Source organism: Polaromonas sp. P1_A2 (assembly GCF_056406895.1).
In genome coordinates, this window is the sequence record NZ_JBFTZI010000001.1 from 853,341 (window position 1) to 878,237 (window position 24,897).

The following is a 24,897-nucleotide window of genomic DNA, read 5'->3' on the forward strand; positions in this document are numbered from 1 at the left end:
GGCCGCCATAAAAGCTATTCCATCCAGGAATAAACGGCCCCGGGATTCACCGATAACTCACTATGATGAAAGCATGGACAGATTGCAGGCAATGCACATGTTTGTGCGTGTGGTGGAGACCGGCAGCTTCTCGAAAGCGGCGCGCGAATTCGCCACCACCCAGCCCACGGTGACCAAGCAGGTGGCGGCCACCGAGGCGCGCCTGAAGGTGCGGCTGCTCAACCGCAACACGCGCGGCGTCAGCCTTACCGAGTCGGGCGCGCTGTACTACGAGAAATGCAAATCCATCGTGCGCGAGGTGGAAGAGGCCGACAGCGTGGCGCGGCTGCGCCAGACGCAGGCCCAGGGCCTGCTGCGCATAGGCACTTCGGTGGCCTTCGGCCGCCGCGTCATCGTGCCGCTGGCGCTGGAGTTCATGGCCAGGCACAAGCAGGTGCAGCTGGACCTGAGTTTTGAGGACCGTTATGTGGACCTGGTGGCCCAGGGCATAGACGTGGCGGTGCGCATGGGCAAGCTGGCCGATTCCACGCTGGGCGCGCGCTTCCTGGGCATGAACCCCTGGGTGCTGGTGGCCTCGCCGGCTTACCTCAAGAAGTCGGGCACGCCGAAAAAGCCGGCCGATCTCAGCGGCCACAACGCGCTGGTCTACAGCAGCGTGCAGGGCGACGACGTCTGGCGGCTGTTCACGCCCAAAGGCGAGCCGGTGACGGTGCCGGTGACCGGCCGCCTGCATTCAAACAACCTCTCGGCGGTGCTGGCGGCGGCGCGCGGCGGCCTGGGCATCGCGGCGCTGCCGCGTTATGTGGCGGGCGATTCACTGGCCTCGGGCCATATCGTGGAAGTGCTCAAGGACCATGCCCTGCCCGAGCAGGAAATCCATGCGGTGTTCCCTTCGCCCAAGCTGCTGCCGGGCAAGGTCCAGGCCTTTGTGGCTTTCCTGCAGGGGCGCTTCGGCGAGCGCTGGTGGGAGACCCTGCCCAAGGCCTGAGAGGGCCTGAGGTGGCTTTGGCCCTTTAGCCGGCCTTGCGCAACGGCGGCCGCGCCAGCTGCGTGAGCGCCGCGCGCAGGCGCTCGCCGCCGGCCGCGGTATCGGGTGCCGACGAGCCCAGCGCGGCTTCGACGCTGCCGATGTGCGCGAGCATCAGTTCACGGGCCGACTCCAGCTGGCCTTGCTCCAGCGCGGCCACGATGGCCGCGTGCTCGGCGCAGGACTGGCCCGCGTCATGTTTGGACTGGTAGAGCGAGGCGGCCAGCGTGGTGCGTGCGGTCAGGTCGCGCAGCACGTCGCACAGCAGGCGCTGGCCCAGGCATTCGGCCAGGCAGACGTGGAAGTCGGCCAGCAAAAAGGCCCGGGTGGCGGCGTCGGCCTCTTCGATGGCCTGCTCTTCCTGGGCAATGTGATCACGCAGCCTGTGCAGCACCGATTGCAGCGGCCGCCCGGCCTCGCGAAGAATGCCGCCCTCGATGATGCGCCGGGCCGAGAAGGCGTCGCGCGCTTCCTCGACCGAAGGTTCGACCACATACCAGCCCTTGCGCGTGCGCACCTCCACAAAGCCGCGCGCCTGCAGCTGCATCAGCGCTTCGCGCACCAGGGTGCGGCTGACGCCGAAGAGCTCGGCCAGCTCCTGCTCTCCCAGGCGTTCGCCGGGCGAGAGTTTCTGCGCGAGTATGGACTCGACGACCTGCTGGGCGATCTGGACCTGGCTGCTGCTCATGGTGCTGCGAGTGTAGCGGCTGGGGTTCAGCGCGGGTGGCGGTTTGTCAAGCCTTGGCCGGGACGGCGCCGACTTCGATGTCCATGTCGTCCTCGGTGGGCGGCACATAGCGGCCGTCGAGCACCGCATGGGCGCGTTCGCGGTCTATGTCGCCTTCCCAGGCCGCCACCGCGACGGTGGCCACGCAGTTGCCGATCAGGTTGCCCAGGGCCCGGGCGATGCCCATGAACCAGTCCACCGACAGCACCAGCACCAGGCCTATGGCCGGGATCGCGGGAATCGCCTGCAGCGTGGCGGCCAGCACCACGATGGCCGAGCCGGGCACGCCGTGCGCGCCCTTGGAGGTGACCAGCGAGATCGCCAGGATGGTCAGCAGGTCGGCCATGGAGATGGGCGTGTTGGTGGCCTGGGCGATGAAAACGGCCGCCAGCGTGATGTAGATCGAGAAGGCGTCGAGGTTGAAGGAGTAGCCCGTGGGAATCACCAGGCCGACGGTGGAATCGCGTATGCCCATGCGCTTGAGCTTGGCCATGATCTGCGGCAGCACGCTGTCCGACGAGGTGGTGGCAAACACCACCATCAGTTCCTCGCGCAGGTACTTGAGCAGCTTGAGCAGGCTGAAGCCCGACAGCCGCATGATGGTGCCCAGCACCACGGCCACGAAGATGATCACCGCGCCGTAGAACAGCACCACCAGCATGCCCAGCTGCTTGAGCGAGCCTATGCCGTACTTGCCGACGGTGAAAGCGATGGCGCCCAGCACGCCCAGCGGCGCGAGCTTGATGATGATGCCCATGGTCTTGAACAGCACGTGGGCCAGGTCGTCGACCAGGCCGACCACCTTCTGGCCCCTGTCGCCCAGCATGGCCAGCGCGCAGCCGAACAGCACCGAGAACAGCAAGACCTGCAGCACGTCGCCGTTGACGAAGGCGCTGACCGCAGTGGTGGGGATCAGCTTCATGAGGAACTCCACCGTGCCGCCGCCGGTGAGCTTGCCGGCGTTTTCGACATAGGCGCCCATGGCCTTGGGGTCCAGCAGCTTGGGGTCCACATTCATGCCGGCGCCGGGCTGGAACACAAAGGCCAGCACCAGGCCTATCACCAGGGCGATGGTGGTCACCACCTCGAAGTAGATCAGCGACTTGACGCCGACGCGGCCGACGCGCCGCAGGTCGCCCGCGCCCGCGATGCCGTGCACGACAACGCAGAAGACGATCATGGGAATCAGCATCTTGATCAGCTTGATAAAGCCGTCGCCCAGCGGTTTGAGCTTGACGGCCGTCTCCGGCCAGATAAAGCCGACGAGCACGCCGACGATGAGGGCCAGGATCACCTGGCCAAACAGTGAGCGGAAAAACTTGGGCATGGCAGTCTCCGGAAGAGTCGTTGCGGGGTAGCAAGTTCTTGCGGGCAAGACTTGCATACAAGAAATGTAGACAAGTAGTTTTGGCGCTACCACAGGGTTATCCCGGGCGATTCCAGCTGATTCGGTCAACACTGACGCAACCGTTCGCGCGGGTGCCGCAAAGCAAAACACCCGCCGTGGCGGGTGTTTGATGGGGGCGGGGCGGCCTGGCTCAGGCCAGCAGGTCGCGCAGCGTGCGCGCGATCACCTTGGTGGCGCGGCGCAGGTCTTCGAGCTCCAGGCGCTCGTCGGCGCGCTTGGCATGCGATTCGAGCACGGTGCGCGGGCCGGCGCCGTAGATCACGCCGGGAATGCCGGCTTCGGCATAAAGGCGCACGTCGGTGTACAGCGGTGTGCCCATGGCCGGGATTTTCTGGCCGAACAGCGCCTCGCCGTGCTTCTGGATGGCCTCGACCAGCGGCTGGTTGCCGGGCAGCGGCCGCATGGAGTTGGCCAGCAGCAGGCGCTTGATGTCCACCGTGATGCCCTTGCGTTCAGCCGCAGCGTCGGCGATCACCTGGCGGATGTTGGCTTCGACCTCGGCCGGGTTCTCTTCGGGGATCATGCGGCGGTCCAGCTTGAACGTCACCTTGCCGGGCACCACATTGGTATTGGTGCCGCCTTCGATGCGGCCCACGTTGAGGTAGGGGTGCTTGATGCCCTCGACCCTGGACGTGACCTGCTGGTAAAGCGCGTTCTGCGCATAGAGGGCATTCAGGATGTGCACCGCGCCCTGCAGCGCATCGACGCCGGTGTCGGGAATCGCGGCATGCGCCATCTTGCCGTGCACCGTGACTTCCATCTGCAGGCAGCCGTTGTGGGCGGTGACGACTTCATAAGAGAAGCCGGCCGCGATCAGCAGGTCGGGTTTTGTCAGGCCTTGTTTGAGCAGCCAGCCCGGGCCCATCTCGCCGCCGAATTCCTCGTCGTAGGTGAAGTGCAGTTCGATAGCGCCCTTGAGCGGCGCGCCCAGCGCCTCAAGCGCGCGCACCGCGAAGGTGAAGCTGGCGAAATCGCATTTGCTGACGGCGGAGGCGCGGCCGTAGATCTTGCCGTCCACGATTTCGCCGCCGTAGGGGTCTTTGGTCCAGCCCTCGCCGGGCGGCACCACGTCCCCGTGGGCGTTCAAGGCAATGGTTTTTCCCTCACCCTTTCCTTCGCCGCTACCGCCATATTTGCGCCGCACGATCAGGTTTGTGATGGACTCCATGCCATAGCCGCGCACTTCGGCTTCGGGCACGGGGTGCTTTTCGGCTTCGAAGCCGAAGGCCTTGATGAGTTCGGCGGTGCGCTCGGCATGCGGCGCGTTGTTGCCCGGCGGCGTGTCGGTGGGCACGCGTATGAGCTGCTGCAGGAATGCGGTTTCCTCGTCGAAGTGGGCATCTATCCAGCTGTCGAGCTTTGCGTAGTCTGTGGAAAAGGTCATGGTGGTCAGGGGGCGAGATGGGTGAGCAGATGGGTGAAAGCCTGGATCGCAAGCTCGATGTCGTCGCTGGTGCTGCTTTCCAGCGGGTTGTGGCTGATGCCGGAGTTCTGGCCGCGCACAAACAGCATGGCCTGCGGCATCACCTTGTGCAGCTTCATGGCGTCGTGGCCGGCGCCGCTGGGCATGGCATGCAGCGGCACGCCCAGCGAGTCGACCGCGCGCTCCCAGCGCTGCTGCCAGGCCGGCGCGCTGGGCGCGGCGGCGGCGCGTTCGGTCAGCTCGGTCGTGAAATGCACGCCGCGGCGTTCGCAAATCGCCTTGAGTTCGGCCAGCACGTCGGCCACCAGCGCGTCGCGCTGCGCATCGACGGGCGCGCGCATGTCCAGCGAAAACAGGCAGCGCCCCGGCACCACGTTGATGGAGCCGCTGGGCACCTGCAGCATGCCCACGGTGCCGACGGAGTCGCCGTCCTGCGCCGCGCGGCGCTCCACATACAGCAGCAGCTCGGCGGCGGCTGCGGCCGCGTCGCGGCGGCGGTTCATGGGCGTGGTGCCGGCGTGGCTGGCCATGCCGCTGATTTCGCAGAGGTAGCGCACATTGCCATTGATCGAAGTCACGATGCCCAGCGGCAGGTCCAGCTCGTTGAGCACCGGGCCCTGCTCGATGTGCACTTCGACAAAACCCAGGTAATTGCCGGCGTCGCGCTTGATAAGGGGGATGTCCTCGGGCTTCAGGCCGGCTTGATGCATGGCCTCGCGCATGGTGATGCCGTCGGCGTCCTTCTGCTCCAGCCACTCGGGCTTGAAGTCGCCTATCAGTGCGCCCGAGCCCAGGAAGGTGGCCTTGTAGCGCTGGCCTTCCTCTTCGGCAAAGCCCACGACCTCGATGTTGAAGGGCAGGCGCTTGCCCTGGCGGTGCAGCTCGCGCACGCAGGCCATGGGCGCGAAGATGCCGAGCCGGCCGTCGTACTTGCCGCCGTTGCGCACGGTGTCGTAGTGGCTGCCGGTCAGCAGGGTCTTGGCACCCGGCGCCGAGGCCTTGTAAACACCCACCACATTGCCCACGGCATCAATGCCGACCTCGTCAAAGCCGCAGTCGCGCATGGTGCTGCTGATGTAGGCCGCGCAGGCGCGGTGTGCGTCGGTCAGGTAGGTCACCGTGAGCTGGCCTTTTTCAAGGTAGCCCGGGTCGCTGTACTGCGACAGGGCTTCGTGCCAGTCCCAGACATCGTTGCCCAGCGCGGGCGTGGCCGCGAACTTGTCGTTGAGCCTGAGTTCCACCACGCGGTGGATGTTGCGCAGGTTTTCCTGCAGCTCGAAATCGGGGTGGTTGAGCAGGCGGCGCGCGAAGGTCTCGATGATCTGCTGGCGGCTCAGTCCGGTGCCGCGCGGGCCGCGCACCGCGAGGATGAAGGGGAAGCCGAATTTCGCGTTGTAGTCGGCATTGAGCTTTTGCAGCGTGGCGAATTCTTCGGGCGTGCAATCCGTGAGGCCGGCCTTGCCTTGCTCGTTGGTCGACTCCGCAGTGAGGGATTTGCTCACCATGGCCTTGCCGGCAAGCTCGGGGTGGGCCTGTATGAGTTTGACCTGCGCGTCCTTGCCGGCGCCCCGCAGCACCTGGGCCATCGCGTGCTTGAGATGCGCCAGCGAGCGGAAGGGGCGGGCGTCCAGCGCTTTTTCGGCTACCCAGGGGGAGTGCTCGTAAAGCCCGTCCAGCAGTTGCAGCGCCTGCTCGCGCGGCGCGGTGTTGACCTGTTCAAGGGGGATGGCCATGTTCAGCTTTCCTGCCGGGGCATGTAGGGGTGGGTGGCCCGCCAGTGGCGGGCGATGTCTATGCGGCGACAGACCCAGACGCGGTCGTGTTTTTGCACATGGTCCAGGAAACGCTGCAGCGCCACGATGCGGCCGGGCCGGCCCAGCAGCCGGCAGTGCATGCCTATGCTGAGCATTTTGGGCGACGCGTCGCCTTCGGCATACAGCGCGTCAAAGCTGTCGCGCAGGTAGATGAAAAAGTCCTCGGCCTGCGCAAAACCCTGGGGCAGGGCAAAGCGCATGTCGTTGGTGTCCAGCGTGTAGGGCACGACCAGCCGCGGCACGACGGCGCCGTCGGTGCGTGTGACCTCGGTCCAGAAGGGCAGGTCGTCGCCGTAGTGGTCGCTGTCGTATTCAAGCCGTCCGTCGTCGGCCACCAGCCGGCGCGTATTGGGGCTGTCGCGGCCGGTGTACCAGCCCAGCGGGCGTGTACCGGTGAGTTTTTCAATCGCGTCCAGGCCCAGGCGCATGTGTTCGCGCTCGGTGGCTTCGTCGATCTGCTGGTAATTGATCCAGCGCCAGCCGTGGCAGGCGATTTCGTGGCCCAGTTCGGTGAAGGCCGCGGCGACCTCGGGGTGGCGCTGCAAGGCCATGCCGACGCCGAAGACGGTCAGCGGCAAGCCGCGCTTTTCAAACTCGCGCAGGATGCGCCACACGCCCACGCGCGATCCGTATTCGTAAATGCCTTCCATGCTCAGGTGGCGGTCGGCGTAGCTGGGCGGGTTGGCCATTTCGGACAAAAACTGCTCGGAGCCGGCGTCGCCGTGCAGCACCGAGTTCTCGCCGCCTTCTTCATAATTGAGCACGAACTGCACGGCGATGCGGGCTTGGCCGGGCCAGTTGGCATGCGGTGGGTTGCGGCCGTAGCCAATCAAATCCCGTGGGTATTTTGAGTTCATGACAGCGCCATCGAAATATCGTTGGTCGGTACCTTGCGGTCGAAGGCCAGGTTTTCCTCGACGTGCAGCAGGTGTTCGTTCATGAGGCGCACGGCCAGCGCCTCGTCCCGGGCGGCCAGGGCCTTGACGATTTCGGCGTGCTCGTCGTTGGAGTGTTCGGCGGCGGTGGCCGTCTGGTACATCAGCGTGATCAGCGCGCAGCGCGAGATCAGCTCGCCCAGCATCTGCGCCAGCACCTCGTTGCCCATGAGTTCGGCCATGCGCACATGGAAGTCGCCCAGCAGCTCGGTGCGGCCGGGCACGTCGTCCAGCGCGGATTTCTCGCGCGCCACGTGCTCCTTGAGCGCCTTGATCTTGGCGGGCGTGACCTCGCGCACAAAGGCGCGCGTCATTTCGGCTTCCAGCATGCGGCGCACCGCGAACACCTGGCGCGCCTCCATCGCCGAGGGCGCGGCCACAAAGGCGCCGCGCGCCGGCTCCAGGCGTATCAGCCGGTTTTTCGACAGCTGGAACAGCGCCTGCCGCACCAGCGTGCGCGAAACGCCGAAATGGTCGGCGAGTTTTTGCTCCGCCAGCTTGGTGCCCGGGTGCAGCCTGTGCTCCACAATGGCCTTGGTCAGCGCCTCGACGATGGCGTGGGTGGTGGATGATTCCATCGGGCCATGATAGCCGCATATTCAAAAACTGTATACACTTTTGGTAAACCGAAATCACAAAGGGACTGCCATGGGCTTGAGCACACATGTACTGGACACCATGCACGGCGTGCCGGCGGGCGGCATGAAGGTGTCGCTGTTCACCACGCAGGGCGGGCAGGCCGCGCTGGTAAAAGCCTTCAGCCTGAACGCCGACGGCCGCAACCCGGACGGGCCGCTTTATGACAACGCCAGCCTGAAAGCCGGCACCTACCGCCTGGTGTTCGAGGTCGCGGCCTATTTCAAGGCGCGCGGCGTGGTGTTGCCCGAGCCGGCCTTCCTGGACCAGGTCAGCCTGGACTTTGGCGTGGCCGACACCGGCAGCCATTACCACGTGCCCCTGCTGGTCAGTCCCTGGAGCTACTCGACTTACCGCGGGAGCTGAGCGGGCCCCGGCGGCGCCCTCAGGGAAAACACGGTCGCCGCCGTGTCATCCCCGCGTCATGGGGCGCGGCGACAATCAACGGTTTTGGTCACTTCTTCCCCTTCCCCCATGAATGTCAAGCCAATGGGCGCCCTGAGCCGCCGCCAAGCCCTGCTGCTGTCCGCAGGCACCGCCGCCAGCCTGGCGCTTCCCGCCGCCATGGCGCAAGGCCCTTCCGGCGTTTACCCGGACCGCCCGGTCAAAATCGTGGTGCCCTTCGCGCCCGGCGCCGGCACCGACGCGATGGCGCGGCTGGTGGCGCAAAAACTCGGTGAGGTGCTGAACGCCACCTTTGTGGTCGACAACCGCGCCGGTGCTTCGGGCGCGATAGGCACGCAGTTTGTGGCGCAGTCACCGGCCGACGGCTACACCCTGCTGCTGGTGGCCTCGCCCTTTACTACCGTGGCGGCTTCGCTGCCCAGCGCCAACTACGACCCGCTGCGCCACTTCACGCCGGTCGGCATGATCGCCAGCGGCCCGCTGGTCTGGGCCGCCAACACCAAGCTGCCGGCCAACAACATGAAGGAACTGGTGAGCCTGGCCAGGCAAAAGCCGGGCGCGCTCAATTACGGTTCAGCCGGCGCGGGCGGCGTCAACCACCTGGTGCTGGAGCTGCTCAAGGCCCGCACCGGTACCTTCATCACCCACATCCCCTACCGCGGCGTGGCGCCCGCCACCATGGACATGATTGGCGGGCAGATCCACCTTGTCACCGGCACCATCCCGGCGCTGCTGCCCTTCATCAAGAACGGCAGCGTCAAGCCGCTGGCCGTGACCAGCGCCAAGCGCTCCAGCGCCCTGCCTGACGTGCCCAGCATGGCCGAAGCCGGCCTGCCCGGCATCGACGTGGTCAACTACTTTGCGCTCATGGCCCCCACCGGCACCCCGCCGGCCATCGTCAACACCCTCAACGCCGCCATCAACAAGGTGGTGGTCATGCCCGAGGTGGTCACCCGCTTCAAGGCCGACGCCGTCGAAGCCGCACCCGGCTCACCTGCGCTGCTGGGGCACTTCATTGAGGCTGACTACCGCGCCTGGCGCAATGTCGTGAAGACGCAAAATCTGCAGATTGAATAAGGGACGCGCCTGAAACGGAGAGCCCCAAAAGGCGATGCGAAGCGAGCCGCCCAAGGCCAGCATGAGCCGCGGAACCGGCTTTGCCGGGCCGCAGGCGGGCGGCCCCGAGGGGCTGGAGCCCGCGGCTCCAAGCCTGCCTGCGCAGGCTTGGACGGGCGACAGAGGCGAAGCGTCTCGCGAGCCGCGGCCTGCAAGGCCTCGGGAGCTACACGAAGTGAACGACCGTGGGGGCCCTAATCCTGTCCTTCGGTAAGCGTGTCCAGCTGGAATTTCCCGCTCTTGTGCCACAGCCAGGTATCGGTATAGACCACCTTGCCCATGCGGGTGGGCGCCGGGAAGGGCGAAGCTTCCTGGATCATTTTGGTGATTTCCGCCATCACTTCGGGGGCGTGGCGCGGGGCGCGCATCCAGTCCATATGGGTCACGCGGCCGCTGCGGTCGATTTCCACATTGAGCACGCCCACCGCATACAGCAGCGGCGGCATGCGGCCTTTGTAGACGCGCTCGTGATTGAGGCCGTAAATGTGCGTGGCGCCGTCTTCCCGGTAAGCGCGCGGTGTGGTCGCCCCTGAGCTTCTGGCGGAGCCTTTCGGGCCCGCAATAGGCCCGATGACCGGTGAGTCGGGTGCCGCGGCTGGGCCGGCGGGCGTGGCCTCGGGGGCCGTCTTGCAGGCGCTGACCACGGCGGCCGCAACGCCGGACAGCAGGGCCACCAGCCAGAAGCGGCGCGGGGCGGTGGAGGAAGAAGAAGGCATTTCGGGTCTTGTCATGGTTTGCCTTTCGGCGGTTCATGGGATTTTGTGTATACCCGTCATCATGCGCGCGAAGCGCGCGCTGCCCGGGTGGTGCTAAGGTCTAATTTAGCCCACTATTCCATCCGCTTACAGCGCAAACACGTCACCAATGGTTTCCCGCAACACCGGTTTGTTACTGGAGTCCCTGCTGGCCCGCCTGGCTTCGTCGCCGGCGGTGCTGGTGCAGGTGGCCCAAACCCAGGGCTCGGTCCCGCGCGAGGCCGGCACCTGGATGGCGGTGTTCGCCGACGACATCGTGGGCACCATAGGCGGCGGCCACCTGGAATACGAGGCCATAGCCCGGGCCCGCGCGCTGCTCGGCGGCGGTAGCCCGGCGGATGCCGGGGCGCTGGTGCGCGTGGCGCTGGGCCCTTCGCTGGGCCAGTGCTGCGGCGGTGTGGTGCAACTGCGCTTTGAGCCGGTGCAGGCCGGTGATGCGGCGGCGCTGGCGTTACGGCTGGGTTCGCCGCGGCTTACGCCGGTGGCGCTGTTCGGCGGCGGCCATGTGGGGCACGCGCTGGCGCGGGTGCTCGCGCCTTTGCCGTTTGAGCTGAGCTGGGTAGACAGCCGCGACGGCATATTTCCGGACAGCGTGCCGCCGCGCGTGAGCTGCGAACATTCCGATCCGGTGCAGGCCGCCGTGCCGGGCCTGGCGCCGCAATCACGTGTGCTGATCATGAGCTTCAGCCATGCCGAAGACCTGGATGTGCTGGCCGCCTGCCTGAAGCGCCAGCGTGAGCAGGGCGATTTGCCCTACATAGGCTTGATAGGCAGCAAGAGCAAATGGGCGGCCTTTCGCCACCGGCTGGAGGCCAGAGGCTTCACGCCGGCCGAGCTCGCGCATGTCACTTGCCCCATAGGTGTTCCGGGCATCACGGGCAAGGAGCCCGAGGTGATCGCCGTTGCTGTCGCTGCCCAGTTGCTGCAGACCATCGATGCAAACCGGGAGAAGGCCGCGAAGGCTTTGCGCTGAGCGTCAAAGCCGATAAACTTGCACCACCAGGTCGCAGCGGAGCCGGGAAAGCAGGTGGCCAAGCCGCAAGCTTTCTCTTGTTCGTGACCCGTTTTCTGCTTACAGCGCCCGCAGTGGTGAGCAGCCTTGCACAAGTTGAGCGCTATGGAAAACTACCTTCTCGACTGGGCCAACCTGCTGCTGCGCTGGGTCCACGTCATCACCGCCATCGCCTGGGTCGGTTCCTCGTTTTATTTTGTCTTCCTCGACAGCAGTCTCACGCCGCCCGTGGATGAGGACTTGAAGAAGCAGGGCGTGAGCGGCGAACTCTGGGCCGTGCACGGCGGCGGTTTTTACCACCCCGTCAAATTCGCCGTCAGGCCGCCGCAGCTGCCGGCCCACCTGCACTGGTTCTACTGGGAAAGCTACAGCACCTGGCTGTCGGGCTTTGCGCTGTTCACGGTGTCCTACCTCTGGCATGCAGGCACCTACCTGGTCGACAAATCGCTGATGAACTGGTCGCCCGGCGCGGCCGCGGCCGTGGCGCTGTCATTCTTTGTGGTGTTCTGGATGCTCTACGACGGCATCTGCCAGCTGTTCGGAGGGCGGAAGAACGGGGACGCCATCGTCGGCGCGCTGGTTGCGGTGCTGGTCTGCATCGCCTCCTGGCTGGCCTGCCATTGGTTTGCCGGGCGCGCGGCCTTTTTGCTGGTGGGCGCCATGATGGCCACGGCCATGAGCGCCAATGTGTTTTTCTGGATCATCCCCGGCCAGCGCAAGGTGGTGGCCGCGATCAAGGCCGGCGAGCCTGTGGACCCGGTGCACGGCCAGCGCGGCAAGCAGCGCAGCGTGCACAACACCTACTTCACGCTGCCGGTGCTGTTCGCCATGCTGAGCAATCACTACAGCTTCACCTGGAGCCATCCGCAGAACTGGCTGGTGCTGATTTTGATGATGCTGGCTGGCGCGGCGATACGCCAGTTTTTTGTGCTGCGCCACGGCTACAAGCTGGGCCGCAACCGGCATCCGCTGGCCTATGCGCTGGCCGGTGTGGCCGTCATCCTGGGTGTCATTGTCTGGATGAAGCCGGCGCCTACCGCCGTGGCTGCGGCTTCCGCCACCCCGCCGGCAACAGGCTACGGCCAGGTGCAAACCATATTGGCGCAGCGCTGCTACCAGTGCCACGGCGAGCAGGTGCAGATGAAGAATGTGCGCCTGGATTCGCCCGCGGCCCTCAAGCTGCACGCGACGCAGGTCTACCAGCAGGCTGTGGTCACGCGGCTCATGCCCATGAACAATGCGACCGGTATCACCGAGGCGGAGCGGCAGGTGATCAAAAGCTGGTTCGACGCCGGCGCCAAAACAGAGTAGCGCTTACCAGTCGGTCGCAAGCCCCGCGGCCCGTGTCGACGGCTTCTCGAAATGCCGCGCCAGGAAATCCACAAAAGCCTTGACCCGGGCCGAATGCTGGTGGCGGGCCGGGTAGACCGCATGGATGTCGGCCGCCGGCGTGCGGTAGTTCTCCAGCACCTGCACCAGCCTGCCGCTGCGCAGGTATTTGGCGATGTCCCATTCGGCGCGCATCAGGATGCCGTGGCCGTCCAGCGCCCAGTTCACCGCGATCTCGCCGTCGCTGGTGCTGAGGTTTCCGTGCACCTTGACGGCTTGCGTGTGTTTGCCCGATGCCAGGCGCCAGATGCCGTAGGCCTCGTCGCCCTGGCGTATGCCTATGCAGTTGTGCCGCGCGAGGTCGTGCGGCACCTTGGGCTTGCCGTGGCGCGCCAGGTAGGCCGGTGAGGCGCAGAGCAGGCGGCGGTTCGGCGCGATCAAACGCGCCACCACACGCGCGTCGGGCGGCTCGCCAAAGCGTATGCAGACATCAAAGGCGTCCTCGGTCAGCGGCGGCGGGTTGACCGTGAGCTGCAGCTGCACCTCCATCTCGGGATGGGCTTTGACAAAACGCGAGATCAGCGGCGCCACGTGGCTGCGGCCAAAGCCCAGGGTGGCGTTCACGCGCAGCAGGCCCTTGGGCGCCGCCACGGCGCTGGAGACCTGCTGCTCCATGTCGTCGATGTCGGCCAGGATGCGGCGCGCGTGCGTGAGGTAAATCTCGCCTTCCTGCGTGAGGCTGGCGCGCCGCGTCGTGCGGTTGAGCAGCTGCACGCCCAGCCTGGCCTCCATCTGCGCCAGCCGCTTGCTGACCGCCGCCGTGCTGACGCCCAGCTCGCGGGCCGTGGCCGACAGGCTGCCGTAGCGCGCCAGCAGGCTGAAAAAAGCCATCTCGGAAGGGGCGGGGTTGGACGGAGTCATTCGTAACTTGAAGTTAACAATGGCCTCACTTTACGAGATTTTGTTGTCCCCGCCAATCGCTACATTGGACGCCTCACAACCCGAGGAATCCCATGAAGACTTACAAGATCGCCTGCATCCCCGGCGACGGCATCGGCAAGGAGGTCATTCCGGCCGGCCAGCAGGTGCTGCAGGCCCTGGCCGCCACGCAAACCAATTTCCGCTTCGAATTCACGTCCTATGGCTGGGGCGGTGACTGGTACCGCGAGCACGGCGTCATGATGCCCGACAAGGGGCTGGACGAGCTGCGCGACAAGGACGCCATCCTGTTCGGCTCGGCCGGCGACCCGCACATCCCCGACCACATCACGCTGTGGGGCCTGCGCCTGAAGATCTGCCAGGGCTTTGACCAGTACGCCAATGTGCGGCCCACGCGCATACTGCCGGGCATAGACGCGCCGCTCAAGCGCTGCGCGCCCGAGCAGCTCAACTGGGTCATCGTGCGCGAAAACTCCGAAGGCGAGTACGCGGGCGTGGGCGGGCGCGCCCACCAGGGCCACCCGATCGAGGTGGCGACCGATGTCTCCATGATGACGCGCGCCGGTGTCGAGCGCATCATGCGCTACGCCTTCAGGCTGGCGCAGTCGCGGCCGCGCAAGCTGCTCACGGTGGTCACCAAGTCCAACGCCCAGCGCCACGCCATGGTGATGTGGGACGAAATTGCGCTGCAAATCAGCAAGGAGTTCCCCGACGTCAGCTGGGACAAGGAGCTGGTCGACGCCTGCACGGCCCGCATGGTGAACCGCCCGGCCTCGCTGGACACCGTGGTCGCGACCAACCTGCACGCTGACATCCTGAGCGACCTGGCCGCCGCGCTGGCCGGCAGCCTGGGCATCGCGCCCACCGGCAATATCGACCCCGAACGCCGCTACCCCAGCATGTTCGAGCCCATCCACGGCTCGGCCTTCGACATCATGGGCAAGGGCCTGGCCAACCCGGTCGGCACCTTCTGGAGCTGCGTGATGCTGCTCGAGCACCTGGGCGAGCACGCCGTCGCCGGCCAGCTGATGCAGGCCATCGAATCGGTGACGGCCAACGCCTCCCTGCACACGCGCGACCTGGGCGGCCAGGCCACCACGGCGCAGGTCACCAAGGCGGTCTGCAGCTGCTTTGCCGTGGCCGCGGCAGCCTGATTCCAGAAAACAGACACAAGGAGACAAGACATGCGATCACAAGAACAAGGACGCGGCGGGCATTTTTTAAGGCTGGCCCACGCGCTGGCCCTGGGTGCCTTGGCGGCAACGAGCTTGACGGGCGCCCCGGCTTTTGCGCAGGCCTGGCCCGCGCGGCCCATCAGCCTCATCGTGCCTTTCCCGGCGGGCGGCACGACGGACGTGCTGGCACGCGCCGTGGGCCAGGAGCTGTCGAAAAGCCTGGGCCAGCCGGTGGTGGTGGAAAGCCGGCCCGGCGCCGGCGCGACGCTGGGCGCGGATTTTGTGGCCAAGTCCAAACCCGACGGCTACACCTTGCTGATGGGCGCGGTGCACCACACCATCGCCACCAGCGTGTACAAAAAACTGCCTTATGACTTCCAGAAGGATTTCGCGCCCGTCAGCACTGTGGCGCTGGTGCCCAATGTGCTGGTGGTGAACCCGGCCGTCCCGGCGAAGAATGTGAAAGATCTGCTGGCGCTGGCCAAGGCGGAGCCCGGCAAGCTGACCTACGGCTCCAACGGCAACGGCACGGGCCAGCACCTCATAGGAGCGCAGTTTGAAAGCATGGGCGGCGTGCAGATGCTGCACGTGCCTTACAAGGGCAGCGGGCCGCTCACCACCGATTTGCTGGGCGGGCAGATCACCATGTCCTTTGACACCATCACGCCGGTGCTGCCGCACATCAAGGCGGGCAAGCTGCGCGCGCTGGCCGTGACGACAAACAAACGGTCTGCGGCCTTGCCCGATGTGCCCACGCTGGACGAAGCCGGCCTGAAGGGTTTTAACCTCGGCACCTGGTTCGGCGTGCTGGCGCCGGCGGCCACGCCCAGGGACATCGTGGCGCGCCTGAGCACTGAACTGGCCAGGATCGTCAACTCGCCGGAGTTTCGCAAGAAGATGGACGACATAGGCGCCGAGCCCGTGGGCAATACGCCCGAACAGATGGCGCGGCAGATCGCGGAAGACACCGAACGGTTCGCGAAGCTGGTGAAAGACGCCAAAGTCGCGATTGAGTAGAGCGCCCGGCCGTGGTGCCGGCCCTCGTCACGCCGTGGTTGATTTCGAGAACAGGTTGAGCACCACCACCCCCGCGATGATCAGCGCCATGCCCACCATGCCCCAGAGGTCTATCTTCTGCTGATGGACAAAAAAGCCAGCGATGCTGATCAGCACAATGCCCAGGCCGGACCAGATCGCATAGGTCACGCCGGTGGGGATGGACTTCATGGTGACCGTGAGCAGGTACAGCGCCACGCCGTAGCCCGCGATGCTGATCAGCGAAGGCACCAGCCGGGTGAAGCTCTCGCTGGACTTGAGCGCCGTGGTGGCGATGACTTCGGCAACGATGGCAATGCCCAGGGCCAGATAGGCGTTCATGCGTGTCTGCTTTCTGCTTTGGAAGAGGAAGGGTCATTCTAGGCAGCGCGTGTTTTGGCCCTATCCCCCAAACCCCGTGGGTTTGCCGGGTTACTGCCCGGTTACCACGGCACAATCGAGGGTGGAGACATTTCAATGACCGCAGCCAAGACACCCCACACGATTCCCGACGCCGCCCGCCAGCCGCGCGAGTTCCTCGAGCACCTGTACCGCGCCGCCGTCACGCGCGCGCTGCCGCTGGAGAACACCGCGCGCTACCTGCCCCAGCCGCCCACCCAAGCCAGCGGCGGCCGCACCATCGTGATAGGCGCGGGCAAGGCCGGCGGCTCCATGGCGCAGGCGGTCGAGGCCTTGTGGCCGGCTGACGCGCCGCTCGAAGGCCTGGTCGTCACGCGCTACCACCACATCCCGCCGCGGCCCGAAGGCCTGAAGCAGCGCATAGAGATCGTCGAGGCCGCGCACCCGGTGCCTGACGCCGCCGGCCTGGCGGCCGCCCAGCGCATCCTGGCCATGGTGCAGGGCCTGACCGAAAACGACCTGGTGCTGTGCCTGATCTCGGGCGGCGGCTCGGCCCTGCTGACCCTGCCGGCCGAGGGCCTGACGCTGGAAGACAAGCAGCGCATCAACAAGGCGCTGCTCAACAGCGGCGCGAATATTTCCGAGATGAACTGCGTGCGCAAGCACCTCTCGCGCATCAAGGGCGGGCGCCTGGCCGCGGCCTGCGCGCCGGCGCGCGTCGTGACCCTCACCATCAGCGACGTGCCGGGCGACGACCCGTCCATCATCGCCAGCGGCCCCACGGTGCCCGACGCGACCAGCTGCGCCGAGGCGGTGGCGATTTTGCAGCGCTACGGCATTGAAGTGCCGGGCGCCATCATGAGCCTGCTCGAGCAGGGCGCGCTGGAAACCCCCAAGCCCGGCGACGCCGTCTTCACCGGCCATGAGGTGCACATGATCGCCACGCCCCAGCAGTCGCTGGAAGCCGCCGCCGCCGCGGCGCGCGCGGCCGGCTTGCAGGCCTACATCCTGAGCGACGAGATGGAAGGCGAATCGCGCGAGGTCGGCAAGGTGCATGCGGCGCTGGCGCGCGCCGTGGCGCACAAGGGCCAGCCCTTCAGCAGGCCCTGCGTGATTTTGAGCGGCGGCGAGACCACGGTCACCGTCCGCAAGCAGCCCGAAGGCACGCCGCGCGGCCGGGGCGGGCGCGCCGGCGAGTTCTGCCTGGGCCTGGCGCTGGCTTTGCAGGGCCAGCCCGGTGTGTATGCGCTGGCGGCCGATACCGACGGCATAGACGGCGTGGAAGACAATGCCGGCGCCTTTGTGGCGCCCGACACCTTGCAGCGCGCGCTGGCCAAAGGGATGAAGATAGACCAGTACCTGGACCGCAACGACGCCTATGGCTATTTCGAGCCGCTGGGCGGGCTGGTGATCACCGGCCCTACGCACACCAACGTCAACGACTTCCGGGCACTGCTGGTGTTGTAACCAAACGCATGTAAGCAGGGACGTTACAGTGTGGGCTGGTTCGCATGAGGAGTCTGCATGTCCAACGGCAAAAATACACCGTCATCCCTTGACGCCCGCGACAAAGCGGCGATCGAGAGCGCGATCGAAAAGATCAACCGGCAGCTCAAGATACTGCGGGCCTTCAAGGTATCGGTGACGCAAACGGACTGGGATTCGAGCGTGGAGTCACTGCAAAAGAAAATCAACACCACCTTGGCCGACAGCTTTGGTGCGGGCACGCCCGAGTACCGGCAGTTCGCCGTTGCGATTCAGGATTTCCTGCTGGATAAAACCTTTGGTGACCGCTTCTCGGACGACGAACGCCAGCAAAAAGTCAAGGAAGGCGTCGACCTCGCCACGGTTCGCGTGACTGAAGCCAAAAAACTGCTGACCGAGCGCCTTGAGGGTTCGGTCAGCGCCGCGCCGGAGGCGGCCCCGGTTGTGGAGGCGGCCCCGGTATCGGCACTACCGCCGCCACCGGCACCGCCTGAACCCGCAGCAGCACCCCCTGAGCCTGAGCGTCCCCCTGCACCAGCCCCCGCGCTTTCATCTTCCACTCCAGAGAGGATTCCCATGTCCAAGACCGAATTCCCTTCTCCCTCTTCCGCCACGGCGCCCGGCACCCGTGTGGCCATCCTGGGCCTGGGCGGTGATGCCGTGGGCGATGCGTGCGAGTTCGTGGAGCGGCTGGGCCTGGAGGCGGCGGTACTCGACGCCGTTTCCATCGACCAGCTTGAGGGGCTGCGCAATTTAGGGTTTGTGCTGCTCCTGCCGGGCAACAAACCTGATTCGCCCGCGGCCATGCTGGCCATAGGCTTCATGCTGGCCGCGCTAGGCCGCAGCCGCATTGCCTGCCTGCTGTCCGGAGACGACACTCTGCCGGATGTCCTCAAGGGCGCGACCAGCATGACGGTCGACGAGGGGGGCTTGTGGCAGCTGTTGCTGGCGCGTGAGATGAAGCGCGCGGGCCTGGACGTGGACCTGAACCGCGCCGTGTAAGCGGCATCAGACCGCCGTCAGGCCGCCTCCACCCTGGACGCCCGCCGTTTCAGGCGGATGCGTCACGATGGACTTGAGCTCAGGCCGGGCCGCCTGCAAGGCCTGGAGGTCGGGCACAGGCCTGCGCAGGTTGTCGCTGCCCGCAAACACCTGTTCCAGCGCCTGGCTTGCGGCCAGCAACTGCGCGTCGCCATGCAGCCGCCCTATGACCTGCAGGCCGAAGGGCATGCCGTGTTCGTCCTTGCCGCAGGGCAGGGCCAGCGCCGGGTTGGTGGCCAGCGTCACCACATAGGTCAGGCCCAGCCAGTGGTAGTAGTTGCGCATGGCCTGGCCGTCAATATGGCCGGCGAACAGTTCGGTCCAGGGGAAGGGCGTGACCGGCGTGACCGGCGCCAGGATCAGGTCGTACTGCTCGAAGGCTTTGGCAAAGCGGCGCGAGATGCGCGTCTGCTCCAGGTGCGCCCAGGCGCGGTCGGCCAGCGTGATGGCTGCGGCGATCTCCATGTTGTCGCGCACATTCGGCCCCAGCGTTTCCGGGGCCTTGCGGTAGGTGTCGGCAAAGGCCGCGACAAAACTCTCGGCGCGCAGCGTGTCGAAGGCGCGGTCGGCGTCGCCCAGCTGCAGGTCCACCGGTTCGCAGCTGGCCACCAGCGGCCGTACGGCTTCCACGCGCTGGCGGAACACGCGGCGTATCTCCGGGTCCACGATGCACATGCCGAAATCTTCCGTGGTGCCTATGCGCAGTGTGGACAGGTCCACCGGCTTGAGCGGCCAGAAGGCGGAGGCATCCACCGGGTAGGACAGCGGGTCGCGCGCATCGGCCCCCACGCTGGCGGACATCAGCAGCGCCGTGTCTGCCACATTGCGGCCCATGGGCCCCAACACCGAAATGACCGACCAGCCCAGCGGGCGTGCGTCATTGGCCACCAGCCCCGGCGAGGGCCGCAGGCCGACCACACCGCAGAGCGAGGCCGGTATGCGCAGCGAGCCGCCGGTGTCCGAGCCGGTGCAGATAGGCAGCATGCCGGCCGCCAGCGCCGCCGCCGAGCCGCCCGAGGAGCCGCCCGCATTGAGCGCGGGGTTAAAGGGGTTGCCGGTCGCGCCCCAGACCGGGTTGCGGGTGTTGGCGCCCGCGCCCATGTCGGGCACATTGGTCTTGGCCGTGACGATGGCGCCGGCCGCGCGCAGCTTGGCCACGAGGGCATTGTCCTTGGTCGGCACATTGCCGCGCAGCCCCACGTTGCCGTAGGTGGTCAGCAGGCCCGCGGTGTCCTGCAGGTCCTTCACGCCCAGCGGCAGCCCGTGCAAAGGCCCCAACGGGCCGCCGCGCATCACCTGCGCCTCGGCCTCGCGCGCGGCTTCGCGCGCGCGCGTGAAGTCGGTCGCGCAGATCGCGTTGATGGCCGGGTTGAGGTTTTCGATGCGGCTGATGCAGGCGTCCATCAACTCCACCGGCGACACCTGGCGGCTGGCGATCAGGCGGCGGAGTTCTATGGCGGAGAGGTCTGGCAGCGTGGAGGGCATGGTGTGTTTGTTCAGTCGGTTTTGATTTGCGAACGTTCGGCCAGCGTCTTCATGCGCGCGATCTCGGCGGTGACCATGCCGGACCAGTCGGGAACCGCGGTGTAGCCGGGTTCAAAACCGGCCCCCTTGAGCTTGTCGATGATCTCAGGGTTGGCCATGACCGTGGACAGGGCTTTTTCGAGGCGCGCCTTGACGGGTGCCGGCACACCCTTGGGCACCACCACGGCCAGCCAGGCGTTCATGTCGACTGCGGGGTAGCCGGCTTCGGCCATGGTCGGCACATTCGGCAGCAGGGCCGAGCGCTTGTTCATGGCCACGGCCAGCACACGGATCTTGCCGGACTTGAGCTGCTGCGAGGCCGCGACCACGGTGTCAAAAGACACCGGGATCTGCCCGCCCATCAGGTCGGTCATCAGCGGGCCGGAACCCTTGTAAGGCACATGCGTCATCTTCAGGCCCGTGGCCGTGTTGAACATCGCACCGGCGAAATTGGAACTGGTGCCGTTGCCGAAGCTGCCGTACAGGTATTTGTCCGGGTTGGCCTTGGCGGCGGCCACAAACTGGTGCACGTCGGTGGCGGTGACCGAAGGGTTCACCAGCATCGCCAGCGCCACCGAGCCCACCAGGCCGATGGCCTCAAAGCCCTTGGCCGGGTCGTAGGACAGCTTGGGCTGCAGGGCAGGGTTCAGCGTGAAGGTGGAGTTGGAACTCACCAGCAGCGTGTAGCCGTCGGGCTTGGCGCTTGCCACCGCGGCCGCGCCTATGGCGGTGCCGGCGCCCGGCTTGTTTTCGACCACCACGGGCTGGCCCAGCTGGTCGCCCAGGGCCTTGCCCAGGATGCGCGCCAGCACGTCGGCTGCGCCGCCGGCCGGGAAGGGCGCGACCAGTGTCACGGGCCGCTCCGGAAAGTCCGCGGCCTGGGCGGGCCCGCCCACGGCTGCCAGCCCGCAGAAGACGATGCCGCTGGCGATCAGTGCGCGGCGCAGTGCATTGAATGACATGTGATCCATGGTAGGCCTCTTTTGAAGTTTCGGTCGAGAGTGGGACGGGGGTGGTGTCAAGGTCATCGCAGGCGGGCGGGCGACAGTGCGCGGGCCTCCAGGCCCTGCCGCAACAGTTCTTCGGGCAGCGCGGCCTCACGCAGCAGCGCATCGGCCAGCGCGCTCGCGCCCGCCGCGCTCTGGATGCCGTAGCCGCCTTGCGCCGCGAGCCAGAAAAAGCCGGGGCTGGCGTCGTCATGGCCTATCACCATCTCGCCATCGGGCACAAAGGAGCGCAGGCCGGCCCAGGTGCTCGCGGGCCGGCGTATGGTCAGGGTGGTGACGCTTTCAATCTGGTGTATGCCCATGGCGATGTCCAGCTCCTCGGGCACCACGTCGTGCGGCACCGTGGGGTCCGCATTGGCGGGCGAGCCCAGCAACTGGCCCGCGTCGGGCTTGAAGTAATAACTTTCATCGACACCGACCACGGCCGGCCAGTGCGAAGCGTCCACGCCCTCGGGGCCCTTGAAGGTGAAGGCACTGCGCCGGTGCGGCACCAGGCCTATGGGCCGCACGCCGAACACGGCGGCCAGCTCATCAGCCCATGCACCCGCGGCATTCACCACGGTGCGGGCGCGCAGGGTTTGGCCGTCGCTGAGCTCCACGGTCCAGCAGCGGCCGTCATGCACGGCTCGCGTCACGCCGGCGCTGGTGCGCAGTTCGCCGTCTGCCCCCGCCTTCTGGCGAAAGCCGCGCAGAAAACCCTGGTGCAGGGCGTGCACATCCATGTCCTGCGCGCCGGCGTCGTAGAGCGCGCCGTGCACCAGATCGGGCCGCAAACAGGGCACATGGGCCAGCGTGGTGCGGGCGTCCAGCGTCTGCAGGCCGGGACAGTTCGTCAGCAATTCCTTGCGGGTGTTCGCCAGCTCCTGTTCCTGGCCGTGCGTGGCCAGGTAGAGCACGCCGCGCGGCTGCATCAGGTCCGGGGCAAAGCCCTCGGGCGGCCGCTCGTAGAAGGCCCGGCTGGCGCGTGTGAGCGCCCGCACCATGGGCGGCCCGTAGGTTTCCATGAACATGGCGGCCGAGCGGCCTGTGGAGTGGTAGCCCGGCTGGGACTCGCGCTCGAGCAGCGCGACGCTGCGCAAGCCGGCCAGGCGCCAGGCCAGGGAGGCGCCCGCAATGCCGGCGCCGACGATCAGTATGTCAAATTCTCGCATTTGAGAATTCTCACATGCGAGAATCGTGCCTGTCCAGCCGATTTACCCGATTTAGCCCAAACAAAGGGAAAACACCATGCCCGCACGCTCCGCCCGCGCCCGCGCCCCCGCCGCCGCCCCCGAGGCCGACCGTGTGCAACTCGGTTTGAGCCTGCGCGGGCACCGCAAGGCCCGGCGGCTGACGCTCAAGGACTTGTCCGGCCATTCCGGCGTGGCGCTGTCCACCTTGTCCAAGATGGAGCTGGGCCAGATATCGGTCAGCTATGAAAAGCTGGCCGCCGTGGCCCGGGCGCTGGCGCTCGACGTGGGGCAACTGATAGACGCGCGTGGTGCAGCGCCGGCGGGGGCTGCGGCACCCGTCGTGGTGTGGTCTGAAGCAGGCGGGGAGGCGACCTATAGCTCGGGCCACTACGACTACCGCGCGCTGGCCAACGGCTTTCCGGGAAAACGCATGACGCCCGTGCTGGGCCGCGTCATGGCGCGGCAGCGGGAACAGTTCCCCGACTTCATCCGCCATCCCGGGCAGGAGTTTGTCACGGTGCTTTCAGGCCGGGTGCGCATCGAGTTTGAAACCGGTGAAATCGTCGAAGTCGGGCGCCATGAATCGGCTTATTTCAACAGCGGCGTCGGCCACATCTATACCTCGCTGGGCCGCGCCGATGCGCGGATACTGGTGGTAATGAGCGAGTAGCCGCGCTCGCGCAAGACTCAGTGCGCTGTGGGGTCGGTCGCCGCGGCGGCATCGCCGGGCAGGGCCGCGGCGTCTCTCTGCATCAAGGCGCGCACCAGCCAGGCAAACCATGCCGCGGCAATCGCCGCCGCCATCCACACCAGCATCTGCCCCAGCCGCGCCTGGTCGTCCAGCAGGTAGGCGTTGCAGACGCGCAGCGGCGAAGTCTCATACAGATTGCCCACCACCGCCATCATGGGCAGCACATTGCCCAGGAAGAATCCCTGCACCAGCAGGCCCGCCGGCCGCCATGACAGGCGGATCGCGGCGCCGCAGGCCAGCAGGGCCAGGTATTTGAGGGTTTCGATTCGGCTGTCGACCAGCGCCAGGTCCAGCACGCGGGGAATCATCAAGATCGCAAGTACCAGCGCGGCGGCGAACAGGCCGCTGATGCCGTGGGCATTCCACAAGTGCAGGCGCGCCGTCCAGCGGCGCGGCAACGCCGCACAGAGCAGGTAGCCGGCCAGCGCCAGCAAAGGGTATTGCACCAGCATGTGAAGCGTCATGCTGGCTTCCAGGCCGTGCCGCGCACCGGGCCAGGCCAGCAGGCACAGCAGGGCGGCGGCCATCATTGCCTGGGTGCCGCGTGAAGGGGCGGCCGGCACCTTCACGGACTTCATGGCAACGGCGCGGCGGCGCCCGCGAGGTGCCGCGCATAGTCCAGCGCGAGCTGCTGCTCGGCATAGTCAAAGATGCGAACCAGCCGGCCTTTCTGGTCGACGACCAGCAGTGCCGCGTTGTGCTCAAAATCGCCGCGCCCGTCGGGCACCACCACGACCTGGAAATCCGCCAGCAGGCGCTGGGTGGCCCGTGGGTCCGGCATGCGCGCAAAACGCCATAGCGCGGGGTCGGCGCTCAAGCGCGCCGCATAGGCCTGCAGCACGCCGGGTGTGTCTTGGCTGCCGTCGAAGCTGATCGACAGCAGCTTGACCTTGCCGCCGCCCTCCCGCAGCGCGCGCTGCAGTTGCTGGAAACTGCTGCCCATCGCGAGGCAGACGGTCTGGCATCGTGTGTAGACAAAATCCACCAGGGTGACGGACTGCCCGTCCGCCAGATATTGCGACAGCGCCTGCGGGCCTATGCCGGGCCCGTCGACTTCGACCGCCGGGCTGGGTACCGGTTGCAAGGCGACCTCTAGCCGGCGCGCGCCCTCGGCGGTCCAGACCTGGAAATCGTGCGTCAGCCACGCGGCGGCGGCATAAGCCCCCAGGGCCAGCATGGCGCTCAGCAAGGCGGTGCGAAACATGGGAAAGCTCAGGAGGCTTTGCCCGCCAGCGTCTTGAGCTCGGCGCCGCCGTTAAAGGGCGTGGTGCGCGTGCCGACCTTGCGTTCGGCTTCGAACAGTTCAGGCTTGATGGCGCCCGCCTTGTTGGACCATTCGGAGCGGATATAGCTGGCCACCGCGGCCAGCTCGGCGTCACTGAGTTGCGGGAAGGCCGGCATGGCGCCCTTGAAGCTGTTGCCCATGACGCTGATCTCGCCCGTGACGCCATGCAGCAGGATGTTGGCCACGGTGCGCTCATCGCCGGCCACCCATTCGGAGCCGTCCAGCGGCGGGAACACCCCCGGCAGCCCTTTGCCGCTGGCCTGGTGGCAGGCCGCGCAGTTGGCGGTGAACAGCTGTTTGCCGTTGGCGGATGCGCCCGCGGCGGGGGCGGCCGGGCCGGACAGGTCGGCCAGGGTGCGTTTGTCGCCGAGGTCGGCGCGGCCGAATGAGCCGGACAGCGCGATGTAGCCCGCACCCCACAGCACCAATGCCGCCGCCCCGACCAGGAAGAGCAGTGGAATGGGCTGGCTTTTTTCGGAGGGTTCGGCCTGTTCGCGCTCCTGTGCCCGGCTCTCGGAAGTCTTGTCGTTCTGCAT

At 66.7% G+C, this 24,897-nt stretch carries 25 protein-coding genes; 10 read left to right on the forward strand and 15 right to left on the reverse strand.

Annotation, left to right across the window (positions count from 1 at the left end; genetic code table 11):
- Positions 1-73: 73 nt before the first annotated feature.
- The gene (locus AC1D09_RS04065) at positions 74-988 is read left to right on the forward strand and encodes a LysR family transcriptional regulator (protein WP_477663575.1); all 915 of its coding nucleotides are present in this window, start codon (positions 74-76) and stop codon (positions 986-988) included.
- A gap of 25 nt (positions 989-1,013) precedes the next feature.
- Here the strand turns inward: AC1D09_RS04065 and AC1D09_RS04070 are convergent, their stop codons facing one another.
- The 6 genes from AC1D09_RS04070 to AC1D09_RS04095 form a co-directional block, all read right to left on the reverse strand.
- Positions 1,014-1,715, reverse strand: a complete 702-nt coding sequence (locus tag AC1D09_RS04070; RefSeq protein WP_477663574.1) for a GntR family transcriptional regulator — start codon at positions 1,713-1,715, stop codon at positions 1,014-1,016.
- A 46-nt stretch (positions 1,716-1,761) separates the two neighbouring features.
- The gene (locus AC1D09_RS04075; RefSeq protein ID WP_477663573.1) at positions 1,762-3,081 is read right to left on the reverse strand and encodes a C4-dicarboxylate transporter DctA; all 1,320 of its coding nucleotides are present in this window, start codon (positions 3,079-3,081) and stop codon (positions 1,762-1,764) included.
- Between the two features lie 211 nt (positions 3,082-3,292).
- Positions 3,293-4,546: a M20 family metallopeptidase gene (locus AC1D09_RS04080; RefSeq protein WP_477700941.1), complete on the reverse strand. Its 1,254-nt coding sequence runs from the start codon at positions 4,544-4,546 to the stop codon at positions 3,293-3,295.
- A 5-nt stretch (positions 4,547-4,551) separates the two neighbouring features.
- Positions 4,552-6,318, reverse strand: coding sequence for a 2-oxo-4-hydroxy-4-carboxy-5-ureidoimidazoline decarboxylase (gene uraD / locus AC1D09_RS04085; RefSeq protein ID WP_477663571.1), 1,767 nt, complete (start codon positions 6,316-6,318; stop codon positions 4,552-4,554).
- 2 nt (positions 6,319-6,320) lie between these two features.
- On the reverse strand, positions 6,321-7,256 hold the full coding sequence (gene puuE / locus AC1D09_RS04090; RefSeq protein WP_477663570.1) for an allantoinase PuuE: 936 nt from the start codon (positions 7,254-7,256) through the stop codon (positions 6,321-6,323).
- Positions 7,253-7,912, reverse strand: a complete 660-nt coding sequence (locus tag AC1D09_RS04095) for a GntR family transcriptional regulator (protein ID WP_477663569.1) — start codon at positions 7,910-7,912, stop codon at positions 7,253-7,255. The genes puuE and AC1D09_RS04095 overlap by 4 nt, the downstream gene beginning before the upstream one ends.
- A 70-nt stretch (positions 7,913-7,982) precedes the next feature.
- On the opposite strand from AC1D09_RS04095, the gene uraH reads away from it, so the two are divergent.
- Together uraH and AC1D09_RS04105 are read left to right on the forward strand one after the other, a co-directional pair.
- Complete coding sequence (gene uraH, locus AC1D09_RS04100; RefSeq protein ID WP_477663568.1) at positions 7,983-8,336, forward strand: hydroxyisourate hydrolase; 354 nt, start codon at positions 7,983-7,985, stop codon at positions 8,334-8,336.
- A 108-nt stretch (positions 8,337-8,444) separates the two neighbouring features.
- A complete protein-coding gene (locus AC1D09_RS04105; protein WP_477663567.1) occupies positions 8,445-9,452 on the forward strand; it encodes a tripartite tricarboxylate transporter substrate binding protein in 1,008 nt (335 codons plus the stop codon).
- A 233-nt stretch (positions 9,453-9,685) separates the two neighbouring features.
- Here the strand turns inward: AC1D09_RS04105 and AC1D09_RS04110 are convergent, their stop codons facing one another.
- On the reverse strand, positions 9,686-10,222 hold the full coding sequence (locus AC1D09_RS04110) for a hypothetical protein (protein WP_477663566.1): 537 nt from the start codon (positions 10,220-10,222) through the stop codon (positions 9,686-9,688).
- Between the two features lie 133 nt (positions 10,223-10,355).
- On the opposite strand from AC1D09_RS04110, the gene xdhC reads away from it, so the two are divergent.
- Both xdhC and AC1D09_RS04120 read left to right on the forward strand, forming a co-directional pair.
- Positions 10,356-11,219 (forward strand): xanthine dehydrogenase accessory protein XdhC, encoded by an 864-nt coding sequence (gene xdhC, locus AC1D09_RS04115; protein WP_477663565.1) that lies wholly within the window; start codon positions 10,356-10,358, stop codon positions 11,217-11,219.
- A 144-nt stretch (positions 11,220-11,363) separates the two neighbouring features.
- On the forward strand, positions 11,364-12,569 hold the full coding sequence (locus AC1D09_RS04120) for a urate hydroxylase PuuD (RefSeq protein WP_477663564.1): 1,206 nt from the start codon (positions 11,364-11,366) through the stop codon (positions 12,567-12,569).
- Positions 12,570-12,572: 3 nt separating this feature from the next.
- Here AC1D09_RS04120 and AC1D09_RS04125 read toward each other — a convergent pair whose 3' ends face one another.
- Positions 12,573-13,508, reverse strand: coding sequence for a LysR family transcriptional regulator (locus AC1D09_RS04125; RefSeq protein WP_477663563.1), 936 nt, complete (start codon positions 13,506-13,508; stop codon positions 12,573-12,575).
- 92 nt (positions 13,509-13,600) lie between these two features.
- On the opposite strand from AC1D09_RS04125, the gene AC1D09_RS04130 reads away from it, so the two are divergent.
- Complete coding sequence (locus AC1D09_RS04130) at positions 13,601-14,680, forward strand: tartrate dehydrogenase (RefSeq protein WP_477663562.1); 1,080 nt, start codon at positions 13,601-13,603, stop codon at positions 14,678-14,680.
- Positions 14,681-14,710: 30 nt separating this feature from the next.
- Positions 14,711-15,718, forward strand: coding sequence for a Bug family tripartite tricarboxylate transporter substrate binding protein (locus tag AC1D09_RS04135; RefSeq protein WP_477663561.1), 1,008 nt, complete (start codon positions 14,711-14,713; stop codon positions 15,716-15,718).
- 27 nt (positions 15,719-15,745) lie between these two features.
- On the opposite strand, the gene AC1D09_RS04140 is transcribed toward AC1D09_RS04135, so the two are convergent.
- Positions 15,746-16,078: a DMT family transporter gene (locus tag AC1D09_RS04140; RefSeq protein ID WP_477663560.1), complete on the reverse strand. Its 333-nt coding sequence runs from the start codon at positions 16,076-16,078 to the stop codon at positions 15,746-15,748.
- Positions 16,079-16,213: 135 nt separating this feature from the next.
- Here AC1D09_RS04140 and AC1D09_RS04145 point away from each other — a divergent pair, with 135 nt between their 5' ends.
- A complete protein-coding gene (locus tag AC1D09_RS04145; protein WP_477663559.1) occupies positions 16,214-17,563 on the forward strand; it encodes a glycerate kinase type-2 family protein in 1,350 nt (449 codons plus the stop codon).
- Positions 17,564-17,620: 57 nt separating this feature from the next.
- Entirely contained in the window at positions 17,621-18,583 is a 963-nt protein-coding gene (locus tag AC1D09_RS04150) for a hypothetical protein (protein WP_477663558.1), read from the forward strand.
- 6 nt (positions 18,584-18,589) lie between these two features.
- Here AC1D09_RS04150 and AC1D09_RS04155 read toward each other — a convergent pair whose 3' ends face one another.
- From AC1D09_RS04155 to AC1D09_RS04165, 3 genes are read right to left on the reverse strand one after another with little or no spacing between them, the layout of a single operon-like run.
- Positions 18,590-20,107: an amidase gene (locus tag AC1D09_RS04155; RefSeq protein ID WP_477663557.1), complete on the reverse strand. Its 1,518-nt coding sequence runs from the start codon at positions 20,105-20,107 to the stop codon at positions 18,590-18,592.
- An 11-nt stretch (positions 20,108-20,118) separates the two neighbouring features.
- Complete coding sequence (locus tag AC1D09_RS04160) at positions 20,119-21,117, reverse strand: Bug family tripartite tricarboxylate transporter substrate binding protein (protein ID WP_477663556.1); 999 nt, start codon at positions 21,115-21,117, stop codon at positions 20,119-20,121.
- Positions 21,118-21,170: 53 nt separating this feature from the next.
- Entirely contained in the window at positions 21,171-22,304 is a 1,134-nt protein-coding gene (locus AC1D09_RS04165; RefSeq protein WP_477663555.1) for an NAD(P)/FAD-dependent oxidoreductase, read from the reverse strand.
- Between the two features lie 76 nt (positions 22,305-22,380).
- Between AC1D09_RS04165 and AC1D09_RS04170 the strand changes: the two genes are divergently transcribed.
- Positions 22,381-22,995: a helix-turn-helix domain-containing protein gene (locus AC1D09_RS04170; protein ID WP_477663554.1), complete on the forward strand. Its 615-nt coding sequence runs from the start codon at positions 22,381-22,383 to the stop codon at positions 22,993-22,995.
- 17 nt (positions 22,996-23,012) lie between these two features.
- Here AC1D09_RS04170 and AC1D09_RS04175 read toward each other — a convergent pair whose 3' ends face one another.
- From AC1D09_RS04175 to AC1D09_RS04185, 3 genes are read right to left on the reverse strand one after another with little or no spacing between them, the layout of a single operon-like run.
- Complete coding sequence (locus AC1D09_RS04175; RefSeq protein ID WP_477663553.1) at positions 23,013-23,654, reverse strand: hypothetical protein; 642 nt, start codon at positions 23,652-23,654, stop codon at positions 23,013-23,015.
- Positions 23,651-24,280, reverse strand: a complete 630-nt coding sequence (locus AC1D09_RS04180; RefSeq protein WP_477663552.1) for an SCO family protein — start codon at positions 24,278-24,280, stop codon at positions 23,651-23,653. Before AC1D09_RS04180 ends, AC1D09_RS04175 begins: the two co-directional genes overlap by 4 nt.
- Before the next feature lie 8 nt (positions 24,281-24,288).
- Positions 24,289-24,897 (reverse strand): c-type cytochrome, encoded by a 609-nt coding sequence (locus tag AC1D09_RS04185; RefSeq protein WP_477663551.1) that lies wholly within the window; start codon positions 24,895-24,897, stop codon positions 24,289-24,291.